At 54.8% G+C, this 21099-nt stretch carries 16 protein-coding genes; 8 read left to right on the top strand and 8 right to left on the bottom strand.

Features of this window, described 5'->3' with window-relative positions; translation table 11 throughout:
• Positions 1-61: 61 nt before the first annotated feature.
• The 3 genes from RV1423_RS10920 to RV1423_RS10905 all read right to left on the bottom strand — a co-directional run bounded on the left by RV1423_RS10920 (position 62) and on the right by RV1423_RS10905 (position 3440).
• A complete protein-coding gene (locus RV1423_RS10920) occupies positions 62-1210 on the bottom strand; it encodes a hypothetical protein (protein ID WP_034296402.1) in 1149 nt (382 codons plus the stop codon).
• A gap of 279 nt (positions 1211-1489) precedes the next feature.
• Positions 1490-2911, bottom strand: a complete 1422-nt coding sequence (locus RV1423_RS10910; RefSeq protein WP_034296398.1) for a hypothetical protein — start codon at positions 2909-2911, stop codon at positions 1490-1492.
• Position 2912: 1 nt separating this feature from the next.
• Positions 2913-3440: a hypothetical protein gene (locus RV1423_RS10905; protein WP_034296396.1), complete on the bottom strand. Its 528-nt coding sequence runs from the start codon at positions 3438-3440 to the stop codon at positions 2913-2915.
• A gap of 718 nt (positions 3441-4158) precedes the next feature.
• Between RV1423_RS10905 and RV1423_RS10900 the strand changes: the two genes are divergently transcribed.
• A complete protein-coding gene (locus RV1423_RS10900; protein ID WP_231502198.1) occupies positions 4159-4659 on the top strand; it encodes a DUF6471 domain-containing protein in 501 nt (166 codons plus the stop codon).
• 873 nt (positions 4660-5532) lie between these two features.
• On the opposite strand, the gene glmS is transcribed toward RV1423_RS10900, so the two are convergent.
• Positions 5533-7350, bottom strand: coding sequence for a glutamine--fructose-6-phosphate transaminase (isomerizing) (gene glmS / locus RV1423_RS10890; RefSeq protein WP_034296390.1), 1818 nt, complete (start codon positions 7348-7350; stop codon positions 5533-5535).
• A 147-nt stretch (positions 7351-7497) separates the two neighbouring features.
• On the opposite strand from glmS, the gene RV1423_RS10885 reads away from it, so the two are divergent.
• Positions 7498-7962 carry an Lrp/AsnC family transcriptional regulator gene (locus RV1423_RS10885; protein ID WP_034296388.1) on the top strand — a complete coding sequence of 155 codons (465 nt, stop codon included), beginning with the start codon at positions 7498-7500 and terminating at the stop codon, positions 7960-7962.
• 21 nt (positions 7963-7983) lie between these two features.
• On the opposite strand, the gene glmU is transcribed toward RV1423_RS10885, so the two are convergent.
• Positions 7984-9342: a bifunctional UDP-N-acetylglucosamine diphosphorylase/glucosamine-1-phosphate N-acetyltransferase GlmU gene (gene glmU, locus RV1423_RS10880; protein ID WP_034296386.1), complete on the bottom strand. Its 1359-nt coding sequence runs from the start codon at positions 9340-9342 to the stop codon at positions 7984-7986.
• A gap of 244 nt (positions 9343-9586) precedes the next feature.
• Between glmU and RV1423_RS10875 the strand changes: the two genes are divergently transcribed.
• The 6 genes from RV1423_RS10875 to RV1423_RS10850 all read left to right on the top strand — a co-directional run bounded on the left by RV1423_RS10875 (position 9587) and on the right by RV1423_RS10850 (position 16144).
• Entirely contained in the window at positions 9587-10633 is a 1047-nt protein-coding gene (locus RV1423_RS10875) for a glycosyltransferase family 4 protein (protein ID WP_034296384.1), read from the top strand.
• Positions 10634-10704: 71 nt separating this feature from the next.
• Entirely contained in the window at positions 10705-11763 is a 1059-nt protein-coding gene (locus RV1423_RS10870) for a hypothetical protein (RefSeq protein WP_155835083.1), read from the top strand.
• Positions 11764-11839: 76 nt separating this feature from the next.
• Positions 11840-12622 (top strand): DUF4422 domain-containing protein, encoded by a 783-nt coding sequence (locus tag RV1423_RS10865; protein WP_034296382.1) that lies wholly within the window; start codon positions 11840-11842, stop codon positions 12620-12622.
• 149 nt (positions 12623-12771) lie between these two features.
• Entirely contained in the window at positions 12772-13860 is a 1089-nt protein-coding gene (gmd, locus tag RV1423_RS10860; RefSeq protein WP_034296380.1) for a GDP-mannose 4,6-dehydratase, read from the top strand.
• Between the two features lie 61 nt (positions 13861-13921).
• Positions 13922-14884: a GDP-mannose 4,6-dehydratase gene (locus RV1423_RS10855; RefSeq protein ID WP_034296378.1), complete on the top strand. Its 963-nt coding sequence runs from the start codon at positions 13922-13924 to the stop codon at positions 14882-14884.
• 24 nt (positions 14885-14908) lie between these two features.
• Positions 14909-16144, top strand: coding sequence for a class I SAM-dependent methyltransferase (locus tag RV1423_RS10850; protein WP_034296376.1), 1236 nt, complete (start codon positions 14909-14911; stop codon positions 16142-16144).
• Between the two features lie 93 nt (positions 16145-16237).
• Here the strand turns inward: RV1423_RS10850 and RV1423_RS10845 are convergent, their stop codons facing one another.
• The 3 genes from RV1423_RS10845 to RV1423_RS28510 form a co-directional block, all read right to left on the bottom strand.
• Positions 16238-17788, bottom strand: a complete 1551-nt coding sequence (locus tag RV1423_RS10845) for a hypothetical protein (protein WP_155835082.1) — start codon at positions 17786-17788, stop codon at positions 16238-16240.
• A gap of 143 nt (positions 17789-17931) precedes the next feature.
• A complete protein-coding gene (locus RV1423_RS10840; protein ID WP_155835081.1) occupies positions 17932-18654 on the bottom strand; it encodes a hypothetical protein in 723 nt (240 codons plus the stop codon).
• Positions 18655-18909: 255 nt separating this feature from the next.
• A complete protein-coding gene (locus tag RV1423_RS28510) occupies positions 18910-20937 on the bottom strand; it encodes a glycosyltransferase (RefSeq protein WP_231502182.1) in 2028 nt (675 codons plus the stop codon).
• Positions 20938-21099 lie beyond the last annotated feature (162 nt).

The following is a 21099-nucleotide window of genomic DNA, read 5'->3' as shown; positions in this document are numbered from 1 at the left end:
TTCGTCAATTTTCTGCGCGAGATAGCGCTGTAGCTTAGGATGCAGGTGAGTTTCTGGTTCCTCAATCAGGCATACGGAGCCTTCTGGGACATCGGATAAACGCCTTGTAGATTGCCTCAGTCAGATTCTTGTCAATCTTCTTGGCGCGCCAAGTGATGGGAAGGTCGTATCGTCGGCAGAGGATGGTCAACGCCGAGGCCGGGATATTCATTGCAACCGCAGTGGCCTTCAACGACATATGCACAGCCAACTGGCTGGAAACCTCTTCCGGCGTTGGTGGTACAGGTTTCTCTGATGGGATGCGCCTCTGTTGCACCTTCTCACATGGCCGCTCGTTGGCGAACCAAGTGAAAAGGATGCACCAGAGCCAGAACACTCCGTGGTCGGGCCGAAGCAGCGCACGTATAGTGTCGTGCACCAGCTTCTCTTCATGGCAAAGCAGGGCGATTCGAACATCGGAGAAGGAGCCAGCAAAGAACGCGCTAAAGCTCTGGATGAACAGCGCCAGATTCATGCGACCGTTCTCACCAAGCCACCCCGCGTGCCGCAAGGTTTCGATGACCTGGGCTTTCTCGAATTGACTGCTGTCCTGGTCGCCATCCAAGCACGTCCAGATTCGCTGGCTAAGTACAATTGAGCGCTCGCGCTGGTAGGCGCTTGGCATCTCCTTGCAGTACAGGTCATATAGGGGAAGTTGCACGTTAGACGAACGGAGCTCTTTTCCATGAATAGGGCAATATTCCACGTACGGCGCATTTTCACGTAGGTGCTGATACGTAAAACCGAGGTCGTAGCGTCGTTGCTCCGAGCACTCTGGGCAATACTTCGCCGTTTCGCTGCTGGAACCGAACAGCAGGGGAGGGCGCGTAGGCCGGGCCGGCCCAGGAACCTTCCCTGTTATTCGCTCAATCAGCTGCGACTTCTTTTCTTCGGGCAGACCCTTGAGGTACAACGGATACTCCGTGTTCTTCGCAATGAGCTCATCGAACGAGCGGAACCTATAGGCGAAAGCAGCATATATCTCGCCTATGTTTGTTGGCGTCCCCCGCAGGCCAGGCTTGCAGTGGAAGGCCCGCTTGAATGCAGCCGGGAAGTCACGAACGCGCGAGTATTCAAAGTTCCGATGCAGGCAGCTGTACAGGGTCTCACCCTCTGGGAAGCCGGAGACGAACAGCAGGTCCGACATTCGTTTTGTCTGGGCATCGCTCATGGAGCGCCTCCTTCAGCATTCAGAAAATGCCGACATACGAATTCCCGCACGGAATTCCTGGTCAGCCCGTAGGCAGCACCACCATTCGCAGCAAGATATCCGCACAGCGCACCTATACCTCGCTCAATCGCATCTGAGTTAAACCCGGCAATCTCGCTTAACCATCCCAGGACCATCAAGGGGTTAGAGATGCGGGGATTCTTCCTCCCCGCCTCCCAAATCTCCGGGTAGTAACGACCCCATCTGCTGGCCATCAGCACCTTATGACCCTCCAGCAATTTATTCGTCAATGACGTCATTTTTGATTTGTCTCCCAGTCGCGAGGATTGCGTACCAGTTTTCTTGCCGCGGCATTTCAAACACCTCGTCCGGGAGGAAATCCACCGTGTTCAGAAATCTGGCCTTGGAGTTAATGAAGCCAATCGTTTCAAGCTCCTCAAGCACCTTTCGAATCGGTTTCATCGCCTTCATGCGATATTCAAATATTGCTTCAACGATTTCCTTTTCTAAGCTGTCAGGTGCAATAGCACCGCCGAGCTCGATTTCCAGTTGCTCCATGCATTGAGCAATCCATCCTTGACGGCCGTAGCAGTAGTCGACGACAAATTGAGGCAGCCAACCAGGCATACGCTTGCTTTTGGTTGAGGGGCCGCTATCCCAAAATTCTTTGACGAATGCTTTCTCTTCGCCTGGCTTTTCCGGTTGTTTTCTCTCGGCGATTTTTGAGCCCTGGGCAGCTAGTCCCTTTTGGACTGATGTCTCAAGCGAATCCAAGTGAAGCGTCATTCCTTCAAAGATGGATGCGTAGGTCTTGCCATAGCTATTTACTCCATGCATGAAAGCAGGAGTACACATCAACATCACCGGAATGCCCGCGTCGTCACGCGCCTTCACCAAGAATTCCAAGATTTCTTCGGTGTGCACGTAATCCAGCTTGCGACCCGTAGCGCCCTCAATGATGATGCCGCCCACATTGACGAGGATGCAGGTCGCAATAGCAATGTCGCCAGATTCGTCCTCGAGCATTTCGGACAACGCGCTCCGCTTAGTCTTCTCGTCAGAGGAGAACGCCAGAATGGCCGCGCGCAAATCCTTAAGCAGTCCATTCAGCTTCCGATTTCTCGGGTACTTAAGCCGAATAACCGGATAGACAAGGATTTCTGAGAGACCTTCGAGCGGCGGATTCTCAATCTTGAATGGCTTGGGAAAGCACCGCTCAAGCGCGGTTGCAAGAGCAGCTTTGCCGCACTGAACAGGAGCTACGACCGCGAAGCTCGTTCCAGCGGCCTCCTGAATACAAGCCGGAAGAGGCTTCAGTTTGTCTCCCACTCGAAGTGCCAATGTCTCGAATAGGTAACGACGGTACTCAGGATTTCCGAATTGTTTGGTGCGATAGGCGTCGCGCACGGACGCACCAAATGCAGAGACAAACTCCAGGATTGGTGCCGTCGTGAAGTACGACCGTCTGTACTTGACCTTAGCCTCAGCATTTTTGGTCAGTTGCCCAGGAACGCTGGCCGCGTCCGTGGGCACAGCGATTCGCTCCAGACGACTCATAAGCTCACTGGTCTTGGGAGTGCGCATCATCTCCGCCATTTCCTTCGACGGAAAATCGGCAATCGATAGCAGCGAAGTGAGGCCGCTATCAGGCGCGACGACTGCTTTGCCTCGCGCGGTCGTTTCAACAATTTCTCCGGACATGTCACTGTCCTTCGCAGTCAGGGCTGTTCGTATCGGCGAACGCTCTCAGAATTCGCGTGGTGAAAGTGGTCCGTGGGTAGCATCGTTTGATGGCCTGCGCGAGTGCCGTCGTGTTCACCTCGTAGTTAGTGATAGGAGCCGGCACGATGAAGCGCTGCTCAAGACTGGTGAGCTCACAGCCATATTTTCGTAGCGCTGTGGCTTCAGCTTTTCTTCTCAGGTTATTCCTGCGAGCAGCGAGGAGGACTTTTGCTATGAGTTCACTGTCCGGTCGCGGAGCTATGTCCAAGACGAGTTGCGCTGGACCCGCATGGGCGCTACTCGATGGTGGCGCAATTTTGACCAGGAAATTGTCAATGCAGAACAGCTCTAATGCCTCCTTTGGCGAAACGTGGCCCACCTGTTGGGGTGGCTTGGGGAACGAGATGGAGTCGACTGAGGTGAGAGCCGACTGTAAAACCGCCTCCGATTGCAGGCTGGGTGTGGGGTAGGCGCGCGCGTCGCCCGAGTTGCGAGAAGTCTGTTGCATTTCTTGTCCTAGTGACGTAGTACCGTTCCCATCAGAAAATGGGCGCAAGTATTGACACGGCACGTCACTTAGGACAAGATGCGCGTACATGTAGGCGCGTATGTCTTAGTGACGTACCAAGTAGTAATCACAGAAGACCTCTGAAGGGACTGCCATCCCTTCTCGGGTCTTTTTTGTTTTCCGCGCTGATTTTCGCGGTCGTGCCGAGATGTTGTTTACATGTCGATGTCTGCCTATGGTTGATGGATGTGTCGCCAATGGAAATTCAAAGCGAGCTTAAAGTTGCACTTTTGCCGTTTAAATGGTATATTTAAGTATATAATCCATATCTACGCGCTTTGCATTCGTAAAGCAAAGCAATGGCCGGCGATAATAGCCGACTGTCTCGCTGTGCGCAAGTTAACGGCGCGTATTTGTCGTACCCATCTTTCGGCCGTCCTGGTCAAGCGCAGTAAAAAAATTGCGCTGCTCTCATTCTGGATATAATTTTTCTCTGTGATTCCCTTTGGCGTGAGTGCCTCTATTTCTCCAATTCGATTGCAATGGAAGTTGATGGTGGTCGTTCGCTAAGAGTGGTGAAGCGAGCCCACTCCAATTGCGATTAGGCGCCGAAGGCTCAACTGGATTTGTCCGGTTTCATATAATCACAAAAATCAGCAAATACTGGTGTTTACCTTAGACGGTACGGACCAAAATTCAAGGACATTTTGTGAGTGAAATGAATTCTCAGTGGGTAAGCCTGACCGCACGCTTGATTCGCGTAGTTCTTGCGCGGAAAGATATTGGGTATGCAGAGCTTTCTAAGAGGCTGAAGGAATATGGGGTTGATGAGGGCGAAAAGGCGCTCGCTCGAAGGGTCTCCCTGGGGCAGGTGAGGCTGTCGATGTTCCTTCAAATACTGACTGCGGCCGGAGCTCCGATGCCAGCGCTGTGGGGCGCCGCCATTAAGGAAGAAGGTGGTTGGGAAGCCCGTTCTATCAGGGTTTTGGATGCAGAGCTTGGAGAGTGTCCTGCGATGCAGCAAGAGGAATTGCTGCAGAAAATGCTCGCGATGGGAATGTCGCTTCCTAAGGTGAGGCTTGCGGGGCAACTTAAAAGCGGCACATTCTCGGTGCCGGTTTTCTTGCGCGCTTTGGTGATTCTGAGAAGTCCCAGTCTTGAAAAGTATCTCGATTACTCCGATTTGCTCGCGGCTGCGAAGGCAGGGTTTATTGGATAAGCCACGCGTGCTGGTGCGGCACGGTGGCCCTTGCTGAAGAGGTGACTGTATCTTAAATTGAGTGTCAATATTTATTGATATTGGTATGGTCGATAATGCATCTTTCATCGCGGGAAATATGCAGGCAACTTTATAACCCGCCGACATCGGGCCGGCAGGTCCTTGCCATGTCTAGGGGCGATGACGAACAGTTGCCAACACTTCTTGGTGTGGCCGTCATCTCCATCGCTGCCCCAGAAAAGCAGAAGCAGCCCTGGGGAGGACACGCATAAACCTCCGGCTCTGCTTCGCAGGCGTCGACTCCCTCTCCAAGGGCACCTCGCTTCGGGCTTCCGAGATGCTCCAAGGCAGCTTGGCGAGTGAGCGGGCTGTAGCCGTCACCCAGTTCGTAGGGAAACTCCCACCGGATATCTCCGTCATCGTGGTGCACTACGGCGGTGGCTTCTCAAGGTCATGCGTCATTGATGATGCCGCGACCGTTAAGGCCGGTGACAATCCTGCCGAGGTTGAATTGTTGTATTAAATCGAATTGATGTCGCTCGATTATGGGAGGCGATGCCGGCTCCCATTTTCGGTGGTCGAAATCTATGACTTCATTGATTTCTGTGCGGAGTGCCCGCAGCTCTCGGGCGGACGGAATTTATTTTCCAAATGGCAACGAAAAGATGTCTGGATAAGGATAAAGTCGGAAAAATGCTTACCAGCTTTGGGGGTGCGATTAGGAGCGAAAATCTGGTACAAGAACTGCCCGCCAAAGTTAGATAGGTAGGGGATTTCAGGCCGATTGAGGTTGGCCGAAAATCCGCCCATTTCTGGTCAATATAAAGTGCTTCTGTTGTTTCGTGACAAACATGACAATCGCCATGCGACACGTCACTCCACCGTCACAGACTTCGCCAGATTGCGGGGTTTGTCCACATCCGTGCCGCGCGCCAGCGCCGTGTGATACGCCAGCAACTGCAGCGGCACCACGTGCAGGATCGGCGACAGCAAGCCGTAGTGTTCCGGCAGGCGGATGACATGCAGGCCTTCGCTGGGGGTGATGCTGGAACCGGCATCGGCGAAGACGTAGAGTTGGCCGCCGCGGGCGCGCACTTCCTGCATGTTGGACTTCAGCTTTTCGATCAGGGCATCGTTGGGAGCGATGGTAACGACAGGCATTTCTTCCGTCACCAGCGCCAGCGGGCCGTGCTTGAGTTCGCCGGCGGCGTAGGCCTCGGCGTGGATGTAGGTGATTTCCTTGAGCTTCAGCGCGCCTTCCAGCGCAATCGGATAATGCAGGCCGCGACCGAGGAAGAGGGCGTTTTCCTTGCGGGCGAAGGCTTCGGCCCAGGCCACGATGCTTGGCTCCAGCGCCAGCACGCTTTGCAGCGCGGCGGGCAGGTGGCGCATGGATTTGAGGTGGTGCGCTTCCTGTTCGTCGCTGAGCAGACCGCGGGTTTGCGCCAGCGCCAGCGTCAGCAGAAACAGCGCTGCGAGTTGCGTGGTGAACGCCTTGGTCGAGGCCACGCCGACTTCGACGCCGGCGCGTGTGATGTAGGCCAGCTCCGACTCTCGCACCATGGCGCTGGTGGCGACGTTGCAGATGGTCAGCGTGTGGTGCATGCCTTGGCCGCGCGCGTGCTTGAGCGCGGCCAGGGTGTCGGCGGTTTCACCGCTTTGCGAAATCGTCACCACCAGCGTGTTGGGATTGGCGACACTGTCGCGGTAGCGGTACTCGCTGGCGATTTCTACGTTCACCGGAATCCTGGCCAGCGCTTCGATCCAGTATCTGGCGGTCAGGCCGGAGTAGTAACTGGTGCCGCAGGCAAGGATCAGCACGGAGTCGATTTGCTTGAATATCTTGTGCGCGCCGTCGCCGAACAATTCGGGCATGATGCTTTCAACGCCTTCCAGCGTATCGGCAATGGCGCGCGGCTGTTCGAATATCTCCTTTTGCATGAAGTGTTGATACGGGCCCAGTTCAACCGCACTGGTGAAAGCATGCACGGTCTTGACCTCGCGTTCGACGGATTTGCCGGCGGCGTTGACGATCCAGTAGCGCTGCAATTGCAGGTCGACGACGTCGCCTTCTTCCAGGTAAATGATCTGGTCGGTGGTGCCGGCCAGCGCCATGGCGTCGGAGGCGACGAAGTTTTGGCCCTGGCCGACGCCGACGATCAGCGGAGACCCCTGGCGCGCGGCGACCACGCGGTGCGGTTCGTCGACGCAGAATACGGCGATGGCGTAGGCGCCGGTCAGGCGGCGCACGGCCTGCTGCACGGTGTCGAACAGGTCGCCGGTATACATGTGATCGATCAGATGGGCGATGACTTCGGTGTCGGTCTGGCTTTCAAAAATGTAGCCTGCACCCTGCAGTTCGACGCGCAATTCTTCGTAGTTCTCGATGATGCCGTTGTGGACCAGTGCGATGCGGTCGCGCGAGAAATGCGGATGGGCGTTGTGCGTGGCCGGCGCGCCGTGGGTGGCCCAGCGCGTGTGGGCGATGCCGGTGAAGCCGGCCAGGTGCGTTTCGGCGACTTGCTTTTGCAGCTCGGCAACGCGCGCCGTGCTGCGCGAGCGCTGCAACCTGCCGTCCATATGCACCGCCACGCCGCAGGAATCATAGCCGCGATATTCGAGGCGCTTCAGGCCTTCCAGCAAGATAGGGGTGACATCCTTTTGCGCTACCGCGCCGACAATACCGCACATATGCTGCCTTTCTGAAATGAGTGAATGGCGTCATCTTAGGCTAGTCGAAGTGAAATAAAATTTCTAAATTAATATAAATTTAGACTATTATTGCTCACAATATTCATTGTGAAATAATATTTCAAATAAAACTAAAATTTATAGATTATGACCATTGATCTAGACGAGTTGGACCGGCGTATCTTGAATGCTTTGCAAGAAGACGCTGCGCAGACCAATTTCCAACTGGCCGAACACGTGCATGCCTCGCCGCCAACCTGTCTGCGGCGGGTCAAGCGCCTGGTCGAGGCGGGAGTGATCACGCGGCAGGTAGCCATTCTGGCGCCGGAAAAGCTCGGTCCGGCATTGACTGCGATCGTGGAGATCACGCTCGACCAGCAGGGCGACGAGCGACAGGTGGAGTTTGAGGAATTGGTGGCGACCGAACCGGCGGTGCTGCAGTGTTACCGTGTGTCGCCGGGGCCGGATTTCGTGCTGATGGTGCAGGTCGCGGATATGCCGGCTTATCACGCGTTGGCGCACCGTTTGTTCGCCACGCACAAGAATGTGCGCAACGTGCGCAGTTACTTTTCCATCCATCGCAGCAAGTTTGAAACCAGGATTGCGGTGTGAGCGCAATCCTGCAACACGAGCTTATTTCTTGATTTTGACCGGGCGGGTCCAACCGGGCAGCGACAATTGCTTTGCGCGCGACAGCGTCAGTTGGTCAGCCGGCGCATCCTTGGTCAGCGTGGTGCCGGCGCCGATGGTAGCGCCCTTGCCGATGCGCACCGGCGCAACCAGTTGGCTGTCGCTGCCGACGAAGACATCGTCTTCGATGATGGTTTCAAACTTGTTGACGCCGTCGTAGTTGCAGGTGATGACGCCGGCGCCGACATTGACGCCCGAACCGATCGTGGCATCGCCGATGTAAGCCAGGTGATTGGCCTTGCTGCGCGCGGCGATGCGGCTCTTCTTTACTTCCACAAAGTTGCCTATGTGCACTTCTTCGCCGAGTTCGGCGCCTGGACGCAGGCGCGCATACGGGCCGACTTGCGCCGACGCGCCGACGATGGCGCCGTCGACGTGCGAAAACGGCTTGATCTGAGCACCCTTGCCGATACGGGCGTCTTTGATGATGCAGTTCGCGCCGATGGTCGCGCCGTCTTCGATGTCGACCTTGCCTTCAAAAATGCAGTTGACGTCGATGCTGACGTCGCGGCCGCAGGTCAGCGTGCCGCGCACATCGAAGCGGGACGGGTCGAGCAGCGTGACGCCTTGTTCCAGTAGCGTATCGGCGATGCTGCGCTGATAGGCGCGTTCGAGTTCGGCCAGTTGCACCTTGCTGTTGACGCCCATGATTTCAACCGCATCGTCCGGTTGCGCCGACACCACCTCGACGCCGTCGGCAACCGCGCTGGCGATGATGTCGGTGAGGTAGTACTCGCCCTGGGCATTGTGATTGGACAGCGCCGCCAGCCATTTGCGCAGCTTCGCGGTCGGGGCGACGATGATGCCGGTGTTGACTTCCCGGATGGCGCGTTCTGCTTCGCTGGCGTCCTTTTGCTCGACGATGCGTGCGATCTTGCCCTGGTCGCGCACGATGCGGCCGTAGCCGGTGGGGTCGTCCAGCATCACCGTCAGGACACCCAGCTTGTCGCTGCCGGCGGCATTGAGCAGGCGCTGCAGCGTGGCAGCGGAAGTCAGCGGGACGTCGCCGTACAGCACCAGCGTAGGCATATTGTCATCGAGGTGCGGCAGGGCTTGGGCGACGGCATGGCCGGTGCCCAATTGTGGCTCCTGCCTGGCGAACGACAGCATGTCGCCAGCAAAACGGGATGGGACGGCATCGCCGCCGTGACCGTAGACTATGCACAATGGACCTGGCGCGAGCGTCTTGGCGGTGTCGAGGACATGGGCCAGCAAAGGTTTGCCTGCGAGGGGGTGAAGTACTTTCGGCAATGTGGATTGCATGCGCTTTCCCATACCGGCAGCGAGGATGACGACGTTCATAGTAAGCAGTGGTAAATAAGGCAAAAGTGTAGCATGCAGACGCTCCGGCAGGCCTTGCGGGTTTTGTCCAAATGCAAAGTTGAGGGTTAATTCGGCATGTTCTCGACCCTTTGACTGCTTGCCTTGCCATTAATATGGCATCTTGCTCATGCTGCACCCGGCACGCGTGAACGTCAGCCGCCGCAATGACAAGTACAGAATTTGGCGGCATCAAATTGAAACAGACGGTTTTTGAAGGCAGTGCATGAAGATTCTTCTTTTGAATGACGAGTTTTATACCACCGGCGCCAGTACCGCCATGCTGCGACTGGCCGAACGTCTGGTGCAGAATCATGAAGTGTTCGTCATGCCGCGCATCGATGGCGAAGGCGAGGTCAGGAAGAAGTTCGAGGCGCTTGGCATTCCCATTGTCAAAAATATCCAGAGCGTCGATCTGGTCGTGGCTAATACCTTGATGGCCGGCGCTCATGTGGCCGAGGCGGCGCCGAAATGCCCGGTGGTATGGTGGATCCATGAGGCCGAAGTCGGCCGCGACATGATCCTGCGCTTCCCGCAACTGGCGCCGGGTTTCAAGCATGCGTCGCATATCGTGTTTCAGACCGAATACCAGAGGATCGTGTACGGCAGCTTTTTATTCGACAGTCCTGCGACGGTGCATGTGATGCCGTTCTGGAACGATGCAATCTACAAATATGAAGACCTGCAACCGATGCCGAAGCAAAAGAAGCGCATCGTCTGCATCGGTACGATCGAGCCGCGCAAGCGCATGGAAGACACCATCATGGCCGTCGATGCCATGGAGGCCGATCTGCGCAACGATATCGAATGTGTCTTCATCGGCAAGTACCTGCAGTTGAGCGACGGCGCGAAAAAACTGGCGGATGCGTTTCCCGAACGGTATCGCATGCTGGGCGAGTTGCCTAATGAAGAAACCTTGTCTTACCTGGCGTCGGCCGATGCGTTCGTGCTGGCCAGCTACAGCGAATCGCAGCCGCTGACGATCTGGGAAGCCTTCGAACTGGAAGTGCCGGTTTGTTTGTCCGATCTCGAGACATATCGGCACATCGGCTTGCATCACGGGCGTAACGTGATGATGCATCCGGTCGGCAATACGGAGATGCTTTCCGCCAATTTGAGAATGCTGATGACCAGCGATGGTTTGCGCAAGAGCGTGACAAAAGCGGGCAAGGCGCTTCTGTTGCGGAATCTCACCAATGACTGGACGGATGCAATGGAGCGCATTTTGCATCGCACGTTCATGCAATCGGAAATTAAACGGCTCGGTTATTGATCGATTGCCAATAACCGTTCGCCATTTCAACCAGACAACCAGACAACCAGACAACCAGACGGGACAGAACAATGGACTTCAATCAGCGCGTTATTACTTTGCTTCAACTGCCGGTTTCCCCGCTGACGTGGGATAGCCTTCTCAAGGAATGCGATCGACTGGAGACGGACTTTCTGCACATTCCTTCCGGTTATAAATGGACTCTGGACTACAAGCGTTTCCAGGTTGAGCAGGCGCGTGGAAACAACAGCCAGGCGATCTGGCATTTGAAGTCGGCAATTGCCGCCATGCCGTATAACGGCGATATCCTCGGCGATTACAAGGAATTGGTGAAAAAGACCTCGGGCATCAAGAATCTGGTCTTGATCATCACGAGCAAGAAAAATGAAGCCAAGGCATTGAGGCTGGCGGCGCAATTCGATCAGGCGAATATCGAATACATGATTGTGAGCGGCGCCGATACATCTTCGATTGAGCATGTGAGGGCCTTGCAAGTCGATATATCGGATCGATATGAAGCGATCCCTCAAAAAGTTGCAGCCGCTTTTACCTGGGTTTATGAAAACATCGGCAACAATGTCGGGGTCCTGAAAGTCGACGACGAAATGATGCTGCAAGATGCCGACAAATTGCGCCAGAGTCTGGACCAGTTGGTGCGAGAAAACGTCTATGCGGGCGTGCCTTCGGCGAGTCTTGAGCACGATCGCTGCATGCACTGGGGGCTGTGTCTCGATCAGGATTTGAACCGGCGCGTTTACGGCCGGCCGGTATTGCGGGCCTGGGCTTCCGGCGGCGCCTATTACTTGGGGCCGAAGCCTTTGGAAAAAGTGGTGCTCTCGTTGTTGCGGTTTCCCGGACTGTTCGAAGGCGAATATTACGAGGACAAACTGATTGGCGACGTATTGGTATTCGAAGGGGAGGCGCTGAACGAGCGCAAGGGGTATGCGGATTTTGGATTGACGCTGCCCGGCGCCGCACCGGCGCCGCTTGCCGAAAACAAGGCCGTTCCTCCCGCACCAGGGTTGACGATTCCAGTTGCGGCTCCCGTTTCCGCACCCATTCCCGAACCCGTTTCCGCATCGCAGAAGAATTCGAATGCACTAAAGATATCGGAGTGGAATAGCAGATGAAAATAAGCCTCCTGGGCTGCGCAAGTCAAGGAGCCGGTCGCGTGCCAGACGATTTTGAAGAGACCACTAATCGAGTATGAATACCATCAACGTATGTATCGGGCATTTGCCTTTCCCGGAAAGGCATGCACATTTCATCGACCTGGCTATTTCGCCCAACGTGATTACGGGCGGAGCCAAAAGACGAGCAATCGTACCGGACGACATCTACGGCGAAAACGGTCATGCGCTGTCGGAATATGCGCAACTGCTTTGGCTCTATAAAAATATCGATGCCATTGCGTCCAATTTCGAGTACGTCAATATTTCGCACTATAGACGATTCGTGTCGCCCGAGCCGGTAGATGGCACCAAAGCCTCCAATGGTCCTTGGATCACGACTATTCAGGAAAGCGATATGGGCAAGTATGCGTCTTGTTTTGACAGGACCAATTCCATCAGTTGCTTCAATACTCCCGTGCATTTTTCGGATGGCGTCGTGAGCCAATATGCGACTGCGCACGTGCTTGAGGATTTTCTCAATTTCGTCAAATATCTGATGGAAATTGAAATGTTCAGTCCAGTGGATGCCGCAAAATTCTTGCGCTATCAAGACATCATACCGGCATGCAGTGTGGGGATTTACCAGATCGAGATTTTCAAAAAACTTTATCTGTATCTTGAGCGGGCATCGGGATTCATGAATTCCTCTTATTTCGTTGTGCGCGATGGCTATCAGAGGCGCTCAATGGGTTTCCTGCTGGAACGCCTGCACAGTTTTTTGATCCTGGAACTGTTGCGTAATATGGGAAAATTCGGGCAGAACATGATGATCTCCGAGTCGCATGCCGTCACATCGACGACTGGCCGGGTAAGTTAAGGACAAACGGCGAGATGGCAGTGCCGAACGTATGAATGGCGTTCCGGTTTATTTCGGACTGCGCCGGCAGTAACGGTGCAGATTCAGATTCGAGAGCTCCTTCATGGATCCTTGTGTTGATGATCGCAAGTGCGAAAAGGAATTGAGAAATGGAAAATAAGGTTGCGTTGATCACCGGTGTTACCGGTCAGGATGGCGCTTATCTTGCAGAGCTTCTGCTCAGCAAAGGTTATGTGGTTCATGGCCTCAAACGTCGTGCATCGCAATTCAATACCGCCAGGGTCGACCATCTTTATAGCGACCCTCATGAGGAAGGCGTCCGTTTTTTCTTGCATCACGGCGATCTGAGCGATTCATCGAATCTGACGCGGATCATTCAGCAGACGCAGCCGGACGAAATCTACAACCTGGCAGCCATGAGCCATGTCGCGGTCAGTTTTGAGTCCCCGGAGTATGCCGCCGACGTCGATGGCGTCGGTGCACTACGCTTGCTCGAAGCGATACGTATCCTCGGACTGACCAAGAAGACCCGGTTCTATCAGGCGTCGACCTCTGAAATGTTCGGGCTGGTGCAGGAGGTTCCACAAAAGGAAACGACGCCATTTTATCCACGCAGCCCATACGCCGTCGCCAAGCTTTACGCATACTGGATCACGGTGAATTACCGGGAAGCCTACGGCCTTTATGCCTGCAACGGCATCTTGTTCAATCACGAGTCTCCGTTAAGAGGCGAAAATTTCGTGACGCGGAAAATTACGCGCGCATTGACGCGCATCAAGTTGGGATTGCAAGACCATTTGTATCTGGGGAACCTGAATGCACTGCGCGATTGGGGCCATGCCAAGGACTATGTGGAGATGCAATGGCTCATGCTGCAGCAGGAAAAACCGGAAGATTTTGTCATCGCGACCGGGGTCCAACATAGCGTGCGCGACTTCGTCAATATCGCTGCCATGGAACTGGGCATCAACATGAGCTGGAAGGGCGAAGGCGTGGACGAAAAAGGCTACGACGACCAAGGGAAGTGCATCGTCTCGGTAGATCCGCGTTATTTCCGTCCGACGGAAGTGGAGACTTTGCTTGGCGACTCCACCAAGGCAAAAACAATGCTGGGCTGGGAACCGAAGATTACATTCCGGGAGCTTGTCGCGGAAATGGTGCGGGAAGACTTGAAAGTGACGGAGCGTGACGAATTGACTAAACGGCATGGATATTACACCAATGCCTATCATGAGTAATGGCGGGCGGTATTCCGAGCGGCCGTGGTTGCATATGAAACGCTAACGATTTGAGGACGAAGTGGCCAGTCAAAAGACTGCATTGATTACCGGCATAAGCGGACAGGATGGCAGTTATCTGGCCGAGTTGCTATGCGGCCAGGGGTATCGGGTCCTGGGGGCGAGTCATCGGGATTCGGGCCAGATGCATTGCGGCGCAGCGGTAATCGACATAATGAAACTGGATCTCGCGGACACCCGTGCGGTGAACGAGGTGGTCGCGACGACGCGCCCTGATGAAATTTATAATCTGGCGGCAAGAGCATCGAGCGCCCAGCTATTCGACGATCCGATTCAGACTGCGGAAGTGAATGGCGTTGCGACAGTGCGCTTTCTTGAGGCGATCAGGCAGTTTTCATCGGCAACGCATTTTTGCCAGGCTGCCAGCAGCGAGATATTTGCCGGAGCAAAGACAACGCCGCAAAGCGAAACGACGGAAATTGCGCCGGTCAATAGTTACGGCGCTGCCAAGGCCTATGGATTGCATATGATCCGGATGTATCGTGAACGATATGGACTGCACGCCAGCACCGCTATCCTGTTCAATCACGAAAGTCCCCGTCGTGAAGAGCATTATGTGACGAGGAAAATCGCCAAGGCGGCAGTCATGATTGCCGCCGGAAAATCCGATGAGCTGGAGCTTGGCAATCTGGATAGCCGGCGCGACTGGGGATATGCCGGAGACTACGTCAATGCGATCTGGCGAATGTCGCAGTATGCAGTCGGAGATGACTATGTTATCGCGACAGGTGAAACCCATAGCGTCCGGGATTTCTGCAAAATCGCTTTTGAATATGTCGGATTAAACTATAACGACTATGTGAAAGTGAACAAATCGTTTGGCGGCAGAATCGACACCGTCGAGTTGAGAGGCAATCCAGGCCGGGCCGAGCAGCAACTGGGATGGCGTCGGAGCGTGGATTTTCCCGGATTGGTGAAGATGCTCGTGGACGCGGATCGCGATCGTTTGAAAAAAGCTGAATAAATTGAAGAACGGGAAATAATTCTTATGTATAGCGAATTGAAAGCATGTCGGATTTGCGGCAACACGCATCTCGAACAGGTGTTGGATCTCGGTGAACAAACGCTGACGGGCGTTTTTCCCAAGCAGCGTGATCAAATCATCACCAAAGGCCCTTTGCGCCTGGTCAAATGTACGGGCAAGGAGGATTGTTGCGGCCTGCTGCAACTTGCCCATTCCTATGACCTGAGTGAAATGTATGGGATCAACTACGGTTACCGGTCCGGGCTCAACGCCAGTATGGTCAAACATCTGAATAGCAAGGTCGAGCGGATCCTGGGGCTGGTCGACATGAGCGGGGAACCCGTTATCCTGGATATCGGCAGCAATGACGGAACCACCTTGCGTGCATACGGCGACAAAGGTTTTGCGCGTGTCGGCATCGATCCTACTGCGGCCAAGTTCCGGCAGTACTATCCGGAAGGGGTGACGGTGATTCCCGATTTCTTTACGGCGAAGGTATTCCGCGATGCTTTCCACAACCGCAAAGCACGCGTCGTTACCTCATTTTCGATGTTTTATGATCTTGAGCGTCCGATGGATTTCGTCAATGAGGTTGCCGAAATTCTGGACGATCAGGGTGTCTGGGTATTTGAACAAAGCTACATGCCGTTGATGCTGGAGCGCAATTCCTACGATACAGCCTGCCATGAGCATCTGGAATACTACGCATTGAAGCAGATACATTGGATGACCGAACGAAGCGGGCTGAAAATCGTTGATGTCGAATTCAATGACGTCAATGGCGGCAGCTTTTCCATCACCGCCGCAAAAAAGAGTTCGGCCTATCCGGTATGCAAAAACTTGCAGGAAATCCTGGAACAGGAGAGGAAATCCGGCTTGGACACATTGAGGCCTTACCAGGAGTTTGCAGCGAGAGTGAAAGAGAGCAGAGACGTATTGCGCCGTTTTGTCGCCGATGCCCTGGCCGAAGGAAAGTGTGTTGTTTGCCTGGGGGCCTCGACGAAAGGCAACGTGCTCTTGCAGTATTGCGGTTTCACTGCCGCCGAGATTTCAGCGGTGGGCGAAGTGAATCCTGAAAAATACGGCTGCTTTACGCCGGGCACCTTGATCCCTATCGTGCCCGAGCTTGAATTCATTGAAAACGAGCCGGATTTTCTGATTGTTCTTCCCTGGCATTTCAAGGAATTTTTCGTGAGGAACAACAAACTCAAAAAAGGGAAATTGGTTTTCCCTCTTCCTTACCTGGATATTGTCAATTAACGCCGGACTCGTCGCCGCTCGCATGTCGTCGGCTCTTGTCCGCGCGGCATGACGAGCGTATGGCGGCGATGGAGATGGCGGAACTCTCCCGGATCAGATGAACCATTCATATTTCTTGACATGGCTCTTTTCGATAAGCAAGTACATGACTTGATTCAGGCTGGCGATGACTGATATCGCATAGCCGTTCATGTCGTACTGGGCGAGCAGCGCTCGCATTGCGTCTTGGGAAATTCCGGACAAGAGAAGTGAAGCGCTCATTTGCAGCGCAACCGGAATGTAGGTATCGAGACTGGCGTGTGTTTCAGCGCAGTCGATACGCATCCATATTTCGTCGCCGGTTTTGATCGGCATATCGGACGTCATGGCGGCAATGAAGGATGGGAATTGCGCCTCGTCGATCGAGGTGATGGAATGCATGGCATTCAACTGGATGTTTCTTTGCCTGGATGCTTGCGAGTCGGACGTGGGGGCAACGGAATAGCTCTGGCGAAATTGATTGTTCAGCAGCACGAGGAAATCTCCGTCATCGGCACCGATGTCAAAGTAGATATCCCCGCTGATTTCCATCGCATTGAAAAATCTGATCAATTCTTCCTGGAATGGAATGCGTCTCTTGGCGGAAATAACGAAGAGATCCTTGTCGTCCGGTTTCTTCTTGCGGTAGCTCAGGATGCGCGGGACCAGGTGGTCCTTGCCGGCCGCTTGCAGCCGTTCCCTGAGATAAGTGGATGGAATGGAGTAAAGACAGATGAATGCATCATCGAGACTGCACAGGATCTCGTAGCTATCTTTTCTTGCATTGAAAGATGCGCCGAGAGGAAAGATGATCGGTTGCCCCAGATACCAGCCATGCTTGTCGCTTCCTGATTTGAACGGCGATGTCGTCAGCGGTTCGGCTGTGAAGTAAGTGGGCGTATATGGCGCGTGCTTTGAAAAAATACAGGCGCCGCCATAATATATTTTTTTTCCGCCGGTCTTGGCTGATGAATGAAAGAAAGTGATGTATTCATTCGGACTGTATTCGATTGGAACGCTGCCGCCGCGAATTTCGCCGTATCCCCATTCCAGTCCGTTGTCCTGATGCGCATTTTTAAATGACCAACTGCCAGGGGCGCCGGCCACGGACAGTTCCAGGACGATCCACGGCGAATGGGAATACAGGATGCCGATGGTGTCGCTGTCGATGAAAAATGGCACCCAGTTCTTTTCGTAGCCGACAAGCGAGTTGTCCGGCTTTTTTCCTGAGCCAAGCGGATTCTGCGGCAGTTTGAGGTGATGGATCAACTGAAAGCCATTGGCCCAGTCAATTTTCGCGATGGCAATCGTTGTGCCGACAATTTCACCCTGATCGCTGCGGTCCACGTAGACATACATGAGAAACAACCGATTGCCGAGGACCAGCAATCGCGGATCTTCCCCCGCGGGAATGAGTTGAAACGGCGTGCCGATCGGCGCCAGTTCCTGATCTACCCGAACCATCCATATCTCGCCTGCACCCCATACGGGCGGCCTCTTGTTTCTGCGGAACGCTACCCACTGTTCACCATTGGGCAACGTCGCGACGGATGGGCAAAAATCGAGGTAATTTTTCTCGTCAAACCTGTTCCATATATGAGGTTCCGTGATTCTATTTATGGTCATCGACTACCTCGCTTTGAATTTCCATCATCGTTCCATACGGCTGGCGGGGCATTATAAAAAGAGGCTGAAGCTGGGGTAACACGGGCGACGCTGCAGATTCCTCGTGCAGCGTCGGGCGGCAATCATCCGGCAAGCTGCAACAGCTAGCTATTGCGAAATAGAACGTGCTGAGGCAGCAAGGGCAGATTCGGCAACTGTTGCAGTTCGTCGATCTTCTTTCGGTCGACGACGGTAGGGTCCACCCACCAGTCTTCAAAAGGGATCGGGTCGGGCGAAACCACGGCATACATCACGCACAGATTTTTTGCGACCAGCTCGTAGCCGTGTTGGCGGAGAATTTCCCTGCTTTCGTCGCGGGCGCGAAAATCCTTGGAATAGGCATCCGTTTCGAAGGTGATGACAGAGAAGCGATGCGTATCCAGCGGCAGCCGCTTCAATACCTTGAGCGTATTAAAACTGGGGTCGATGTCCAGTTGCAGGTAGTCAATGCGCTTCGTGTCGGGGCCAAACCACTGGGCGATGGCTTCTCTGTAGTCAATCGCCAGTGCATCGGCAATCACGAAATTGCCATCGGGACGCTCAGTCATCCATGATTGAAGGCAGGCAGGGTCGTATTCGAGAGAGATGCCTTCCCAGGAAAAAGCGCTATTGAGCAAAGCGGTGTTGTTGTGGAAGTTGGCGACATTGGCGCCGACTTCCAGATAGCGTCCGTTCAAACGTCCATCCAACATCGTCAATACAAAAAGGTCTTGCCACGCCTGGGAGTAATTTTGAGAGATGCGTTTTGCATTTTCAAATGGAAATCTCAGAAAATCAGCCATTCCTGGCTGCCATTTCCAAGTGTTCAAAAGGACGCTCTCATTCATTTTATGTGTCCATCAATGTGGTCCGGAAGCATTTACTGAAACACGATATTAAATGGCTAGCGGAGGACGTATCGGAGATAAGGCTCGTCTGAACTGCCGCTCAGAACGGCTGCGACGGCATGGTGTACTACTGAAATTCAGTATAGCAGTCTATTTATTGCTTCTAAATTCAAAGCTGGTGGCGAAAACATCGATAAATCGCCGCATTGATGACCATCGACGCTGCGCTTCCTTTATTCGTCAGTGCTCAAGCGCTCATGAGGCCAGCTTGCCATAGACGTCGTTATATAGCGCGGATTTTTCCCGTAGATCGTAGCCGGCTTTGATTGCCTGCTGTCCGGCGCTTGCCAGCGCATGGCGCTTTTCAGGCGATTCGATCAGCAAGGTGATGGCTTGCAGCCAGGCCTGATCCGAGTTCGGCATGAGCAGTCCGGTGCTGTCGTGCGTCACGACTTCGTTATACACCGAGACATCGCTGAAGATCGAGGCGATGCCGGCTGCCGAATAATCCAGCCACTTGATATAGCTCTTGCACTGATTGTATTCGTCCGACGCCAATGGAATCAGGGCGATATCCCAGTTCCAGTTCCGAAGTTGCTCGGCGTAGTTGACGTATTCGTGAACGAAGCTGAGGAAGGTGGTTTGCGGGTGGTGTTCCCAGCCTTTCGGGCATACCCAGCCGACAAAATAGATATGCAGGCGCTTGCCGTAGCGTTCGACCAGCGTACGCAGGGCCTGGTCCACCAGCGCGAAATTCGACGGCTGGATCGATGATCCGAGCAAACCGATGGTGATCTTGTCGTCGCGCCTCTGCGGCACCGGACGGTAAAAGATGTCGTAGTCGATGTAGTTGGGCAGGACGTGGACATTCGGATTGAGCTGGCGATATTTTTCCGCCAGGAATTGCGTTGACACCACAACTCCCTTGGCGCGCCTGACGGTGTACTCGATCCCTTCTTTCCAACTGGCGCCGGATGCTGCCTCGGGGTGGTCGTGCGGGATCTCGTTGAGCAGATCGTCCGATTCGTAGATGACCGGTTTTCCAAGGTCGAAAATCGCCTGGAGTGAACTGATCGGCATCAGGCCCGGTGTGAAGCGGTGCAGGACGATCAGGTCGGCGCCATCGATCGGGTCCGTCTGCAATTTGCCGTTCTGGATGCCCCAGACGAGTTCCCAATCCTCTTGCAGGTGCGCGAAGGGGCGGATCAGGCGGATTTGCGGACAGGGGCTCCAGGTCGACTCCGCCGAATACACGAGGAGGCGCTTTTTGCGCTTCGCTTGAGGCGATTGGCCCACGGGCGTGGCAAGCAGCCCCGGGATGCGGGATGGCATTGCCGCCGCCGGAGCGGTCGTCCGAGGCAAGGCGGAAGCCGGCGTTTGCGCCTGGGAGGTTCGCGTCGACATGGTCTTGTCATGCACAGATTGCTGCGTGGCATGGATGAAATCGTCGAGCTGTTGCCAGAAGGCGCTGCTGCGCTGGCGATATATTTCCGGCGCCTGATGCACCGTTGCTCTGGCGTGGGCGAGTTGTTCCGTGGAAGGCCCCCAGGCGGAGCCCGCCGCATTCAGGTAGCCCAGGCCGAACATCGGGTTGGCCAGCGAGACCGGATTCGGCAGGTAGACCACCGGGCAGCCGCACAGAAGCGCTTCGTAACAGGTGGTGGACGGTTCGTAGGTATACAGCAACTCGCTCTGACGGAACAGCGCGGCCAGTTCCTCGGCGGATCGTTGCGGTACGCGCAGGGATATTTCGGTCGCATCGCGTGTCAGCGGATCCAGCGTTCCGCCTTTATTCAGGTAACGATTGATCCACACCAGCGTTCCCCGGCGAGGCTGATTCTGTGCGCCGGGATGAAAGATCTGATCGTTGACCAGAGGCGTGGCAAGCAAAGGCGCTGTCATGCCCGGCGGGATCAGTTCTTCACGATGGGCGTAGATCAGGTCGTCTTTGCCCCAGTCCAGCGGTTCCTGGTTGAGTGCGCCCGGCAGATTGAGCAGATAGCGCACGACATGGGGGGCGCTCATCGGATTGCCGCTGATGACCTCGGGGTAGATCACGATCGGCTGGCGTCCGATCTGGATGTGCGCGTTGATGATTTCCTGGGTCAGGCGGGGGGCGCGCAAGGTGTCGATGCTGGCGTCGGTGACATAGGCTTCTTCTCCCGCCAGGTTGAGGGCATGGCAAAGATAGTGCAGGGCTTTCCCGCCGCCGGAAGTGGCCGGAAACGGTGGACTGTAGATGTAATAGGGGGAATTCAGCCGGGCAAACAAATCTTGTCTCATGTGGTGCTCATGTGTTCTGTGGACGCTCGCGGGGGAGGCACGGCCGACGATGGGAATCGCTGCCGGGCTGGCAGATTGCCAGTTCCGGGCCGGCGAACCCAGTATAGCAGTCTATTTTTTGCCCTAAATTCAAAGATGGCGGCAAAAATCCCGATAAATCGC

Source organism: Herbaspirillum sp. RV1423, from assembly GCF_000577615.1.
Lineage (GTDB): Bacteria > Pseudomonadota > Gammaproteobacteria > Burkholderiales > Burkholderiaceae_D > Herbaspirillum.
Note: the sequence above shows the minus strand (reverse complement) of the source record. Positions and strands in the feature narration are given on the sequence as shown.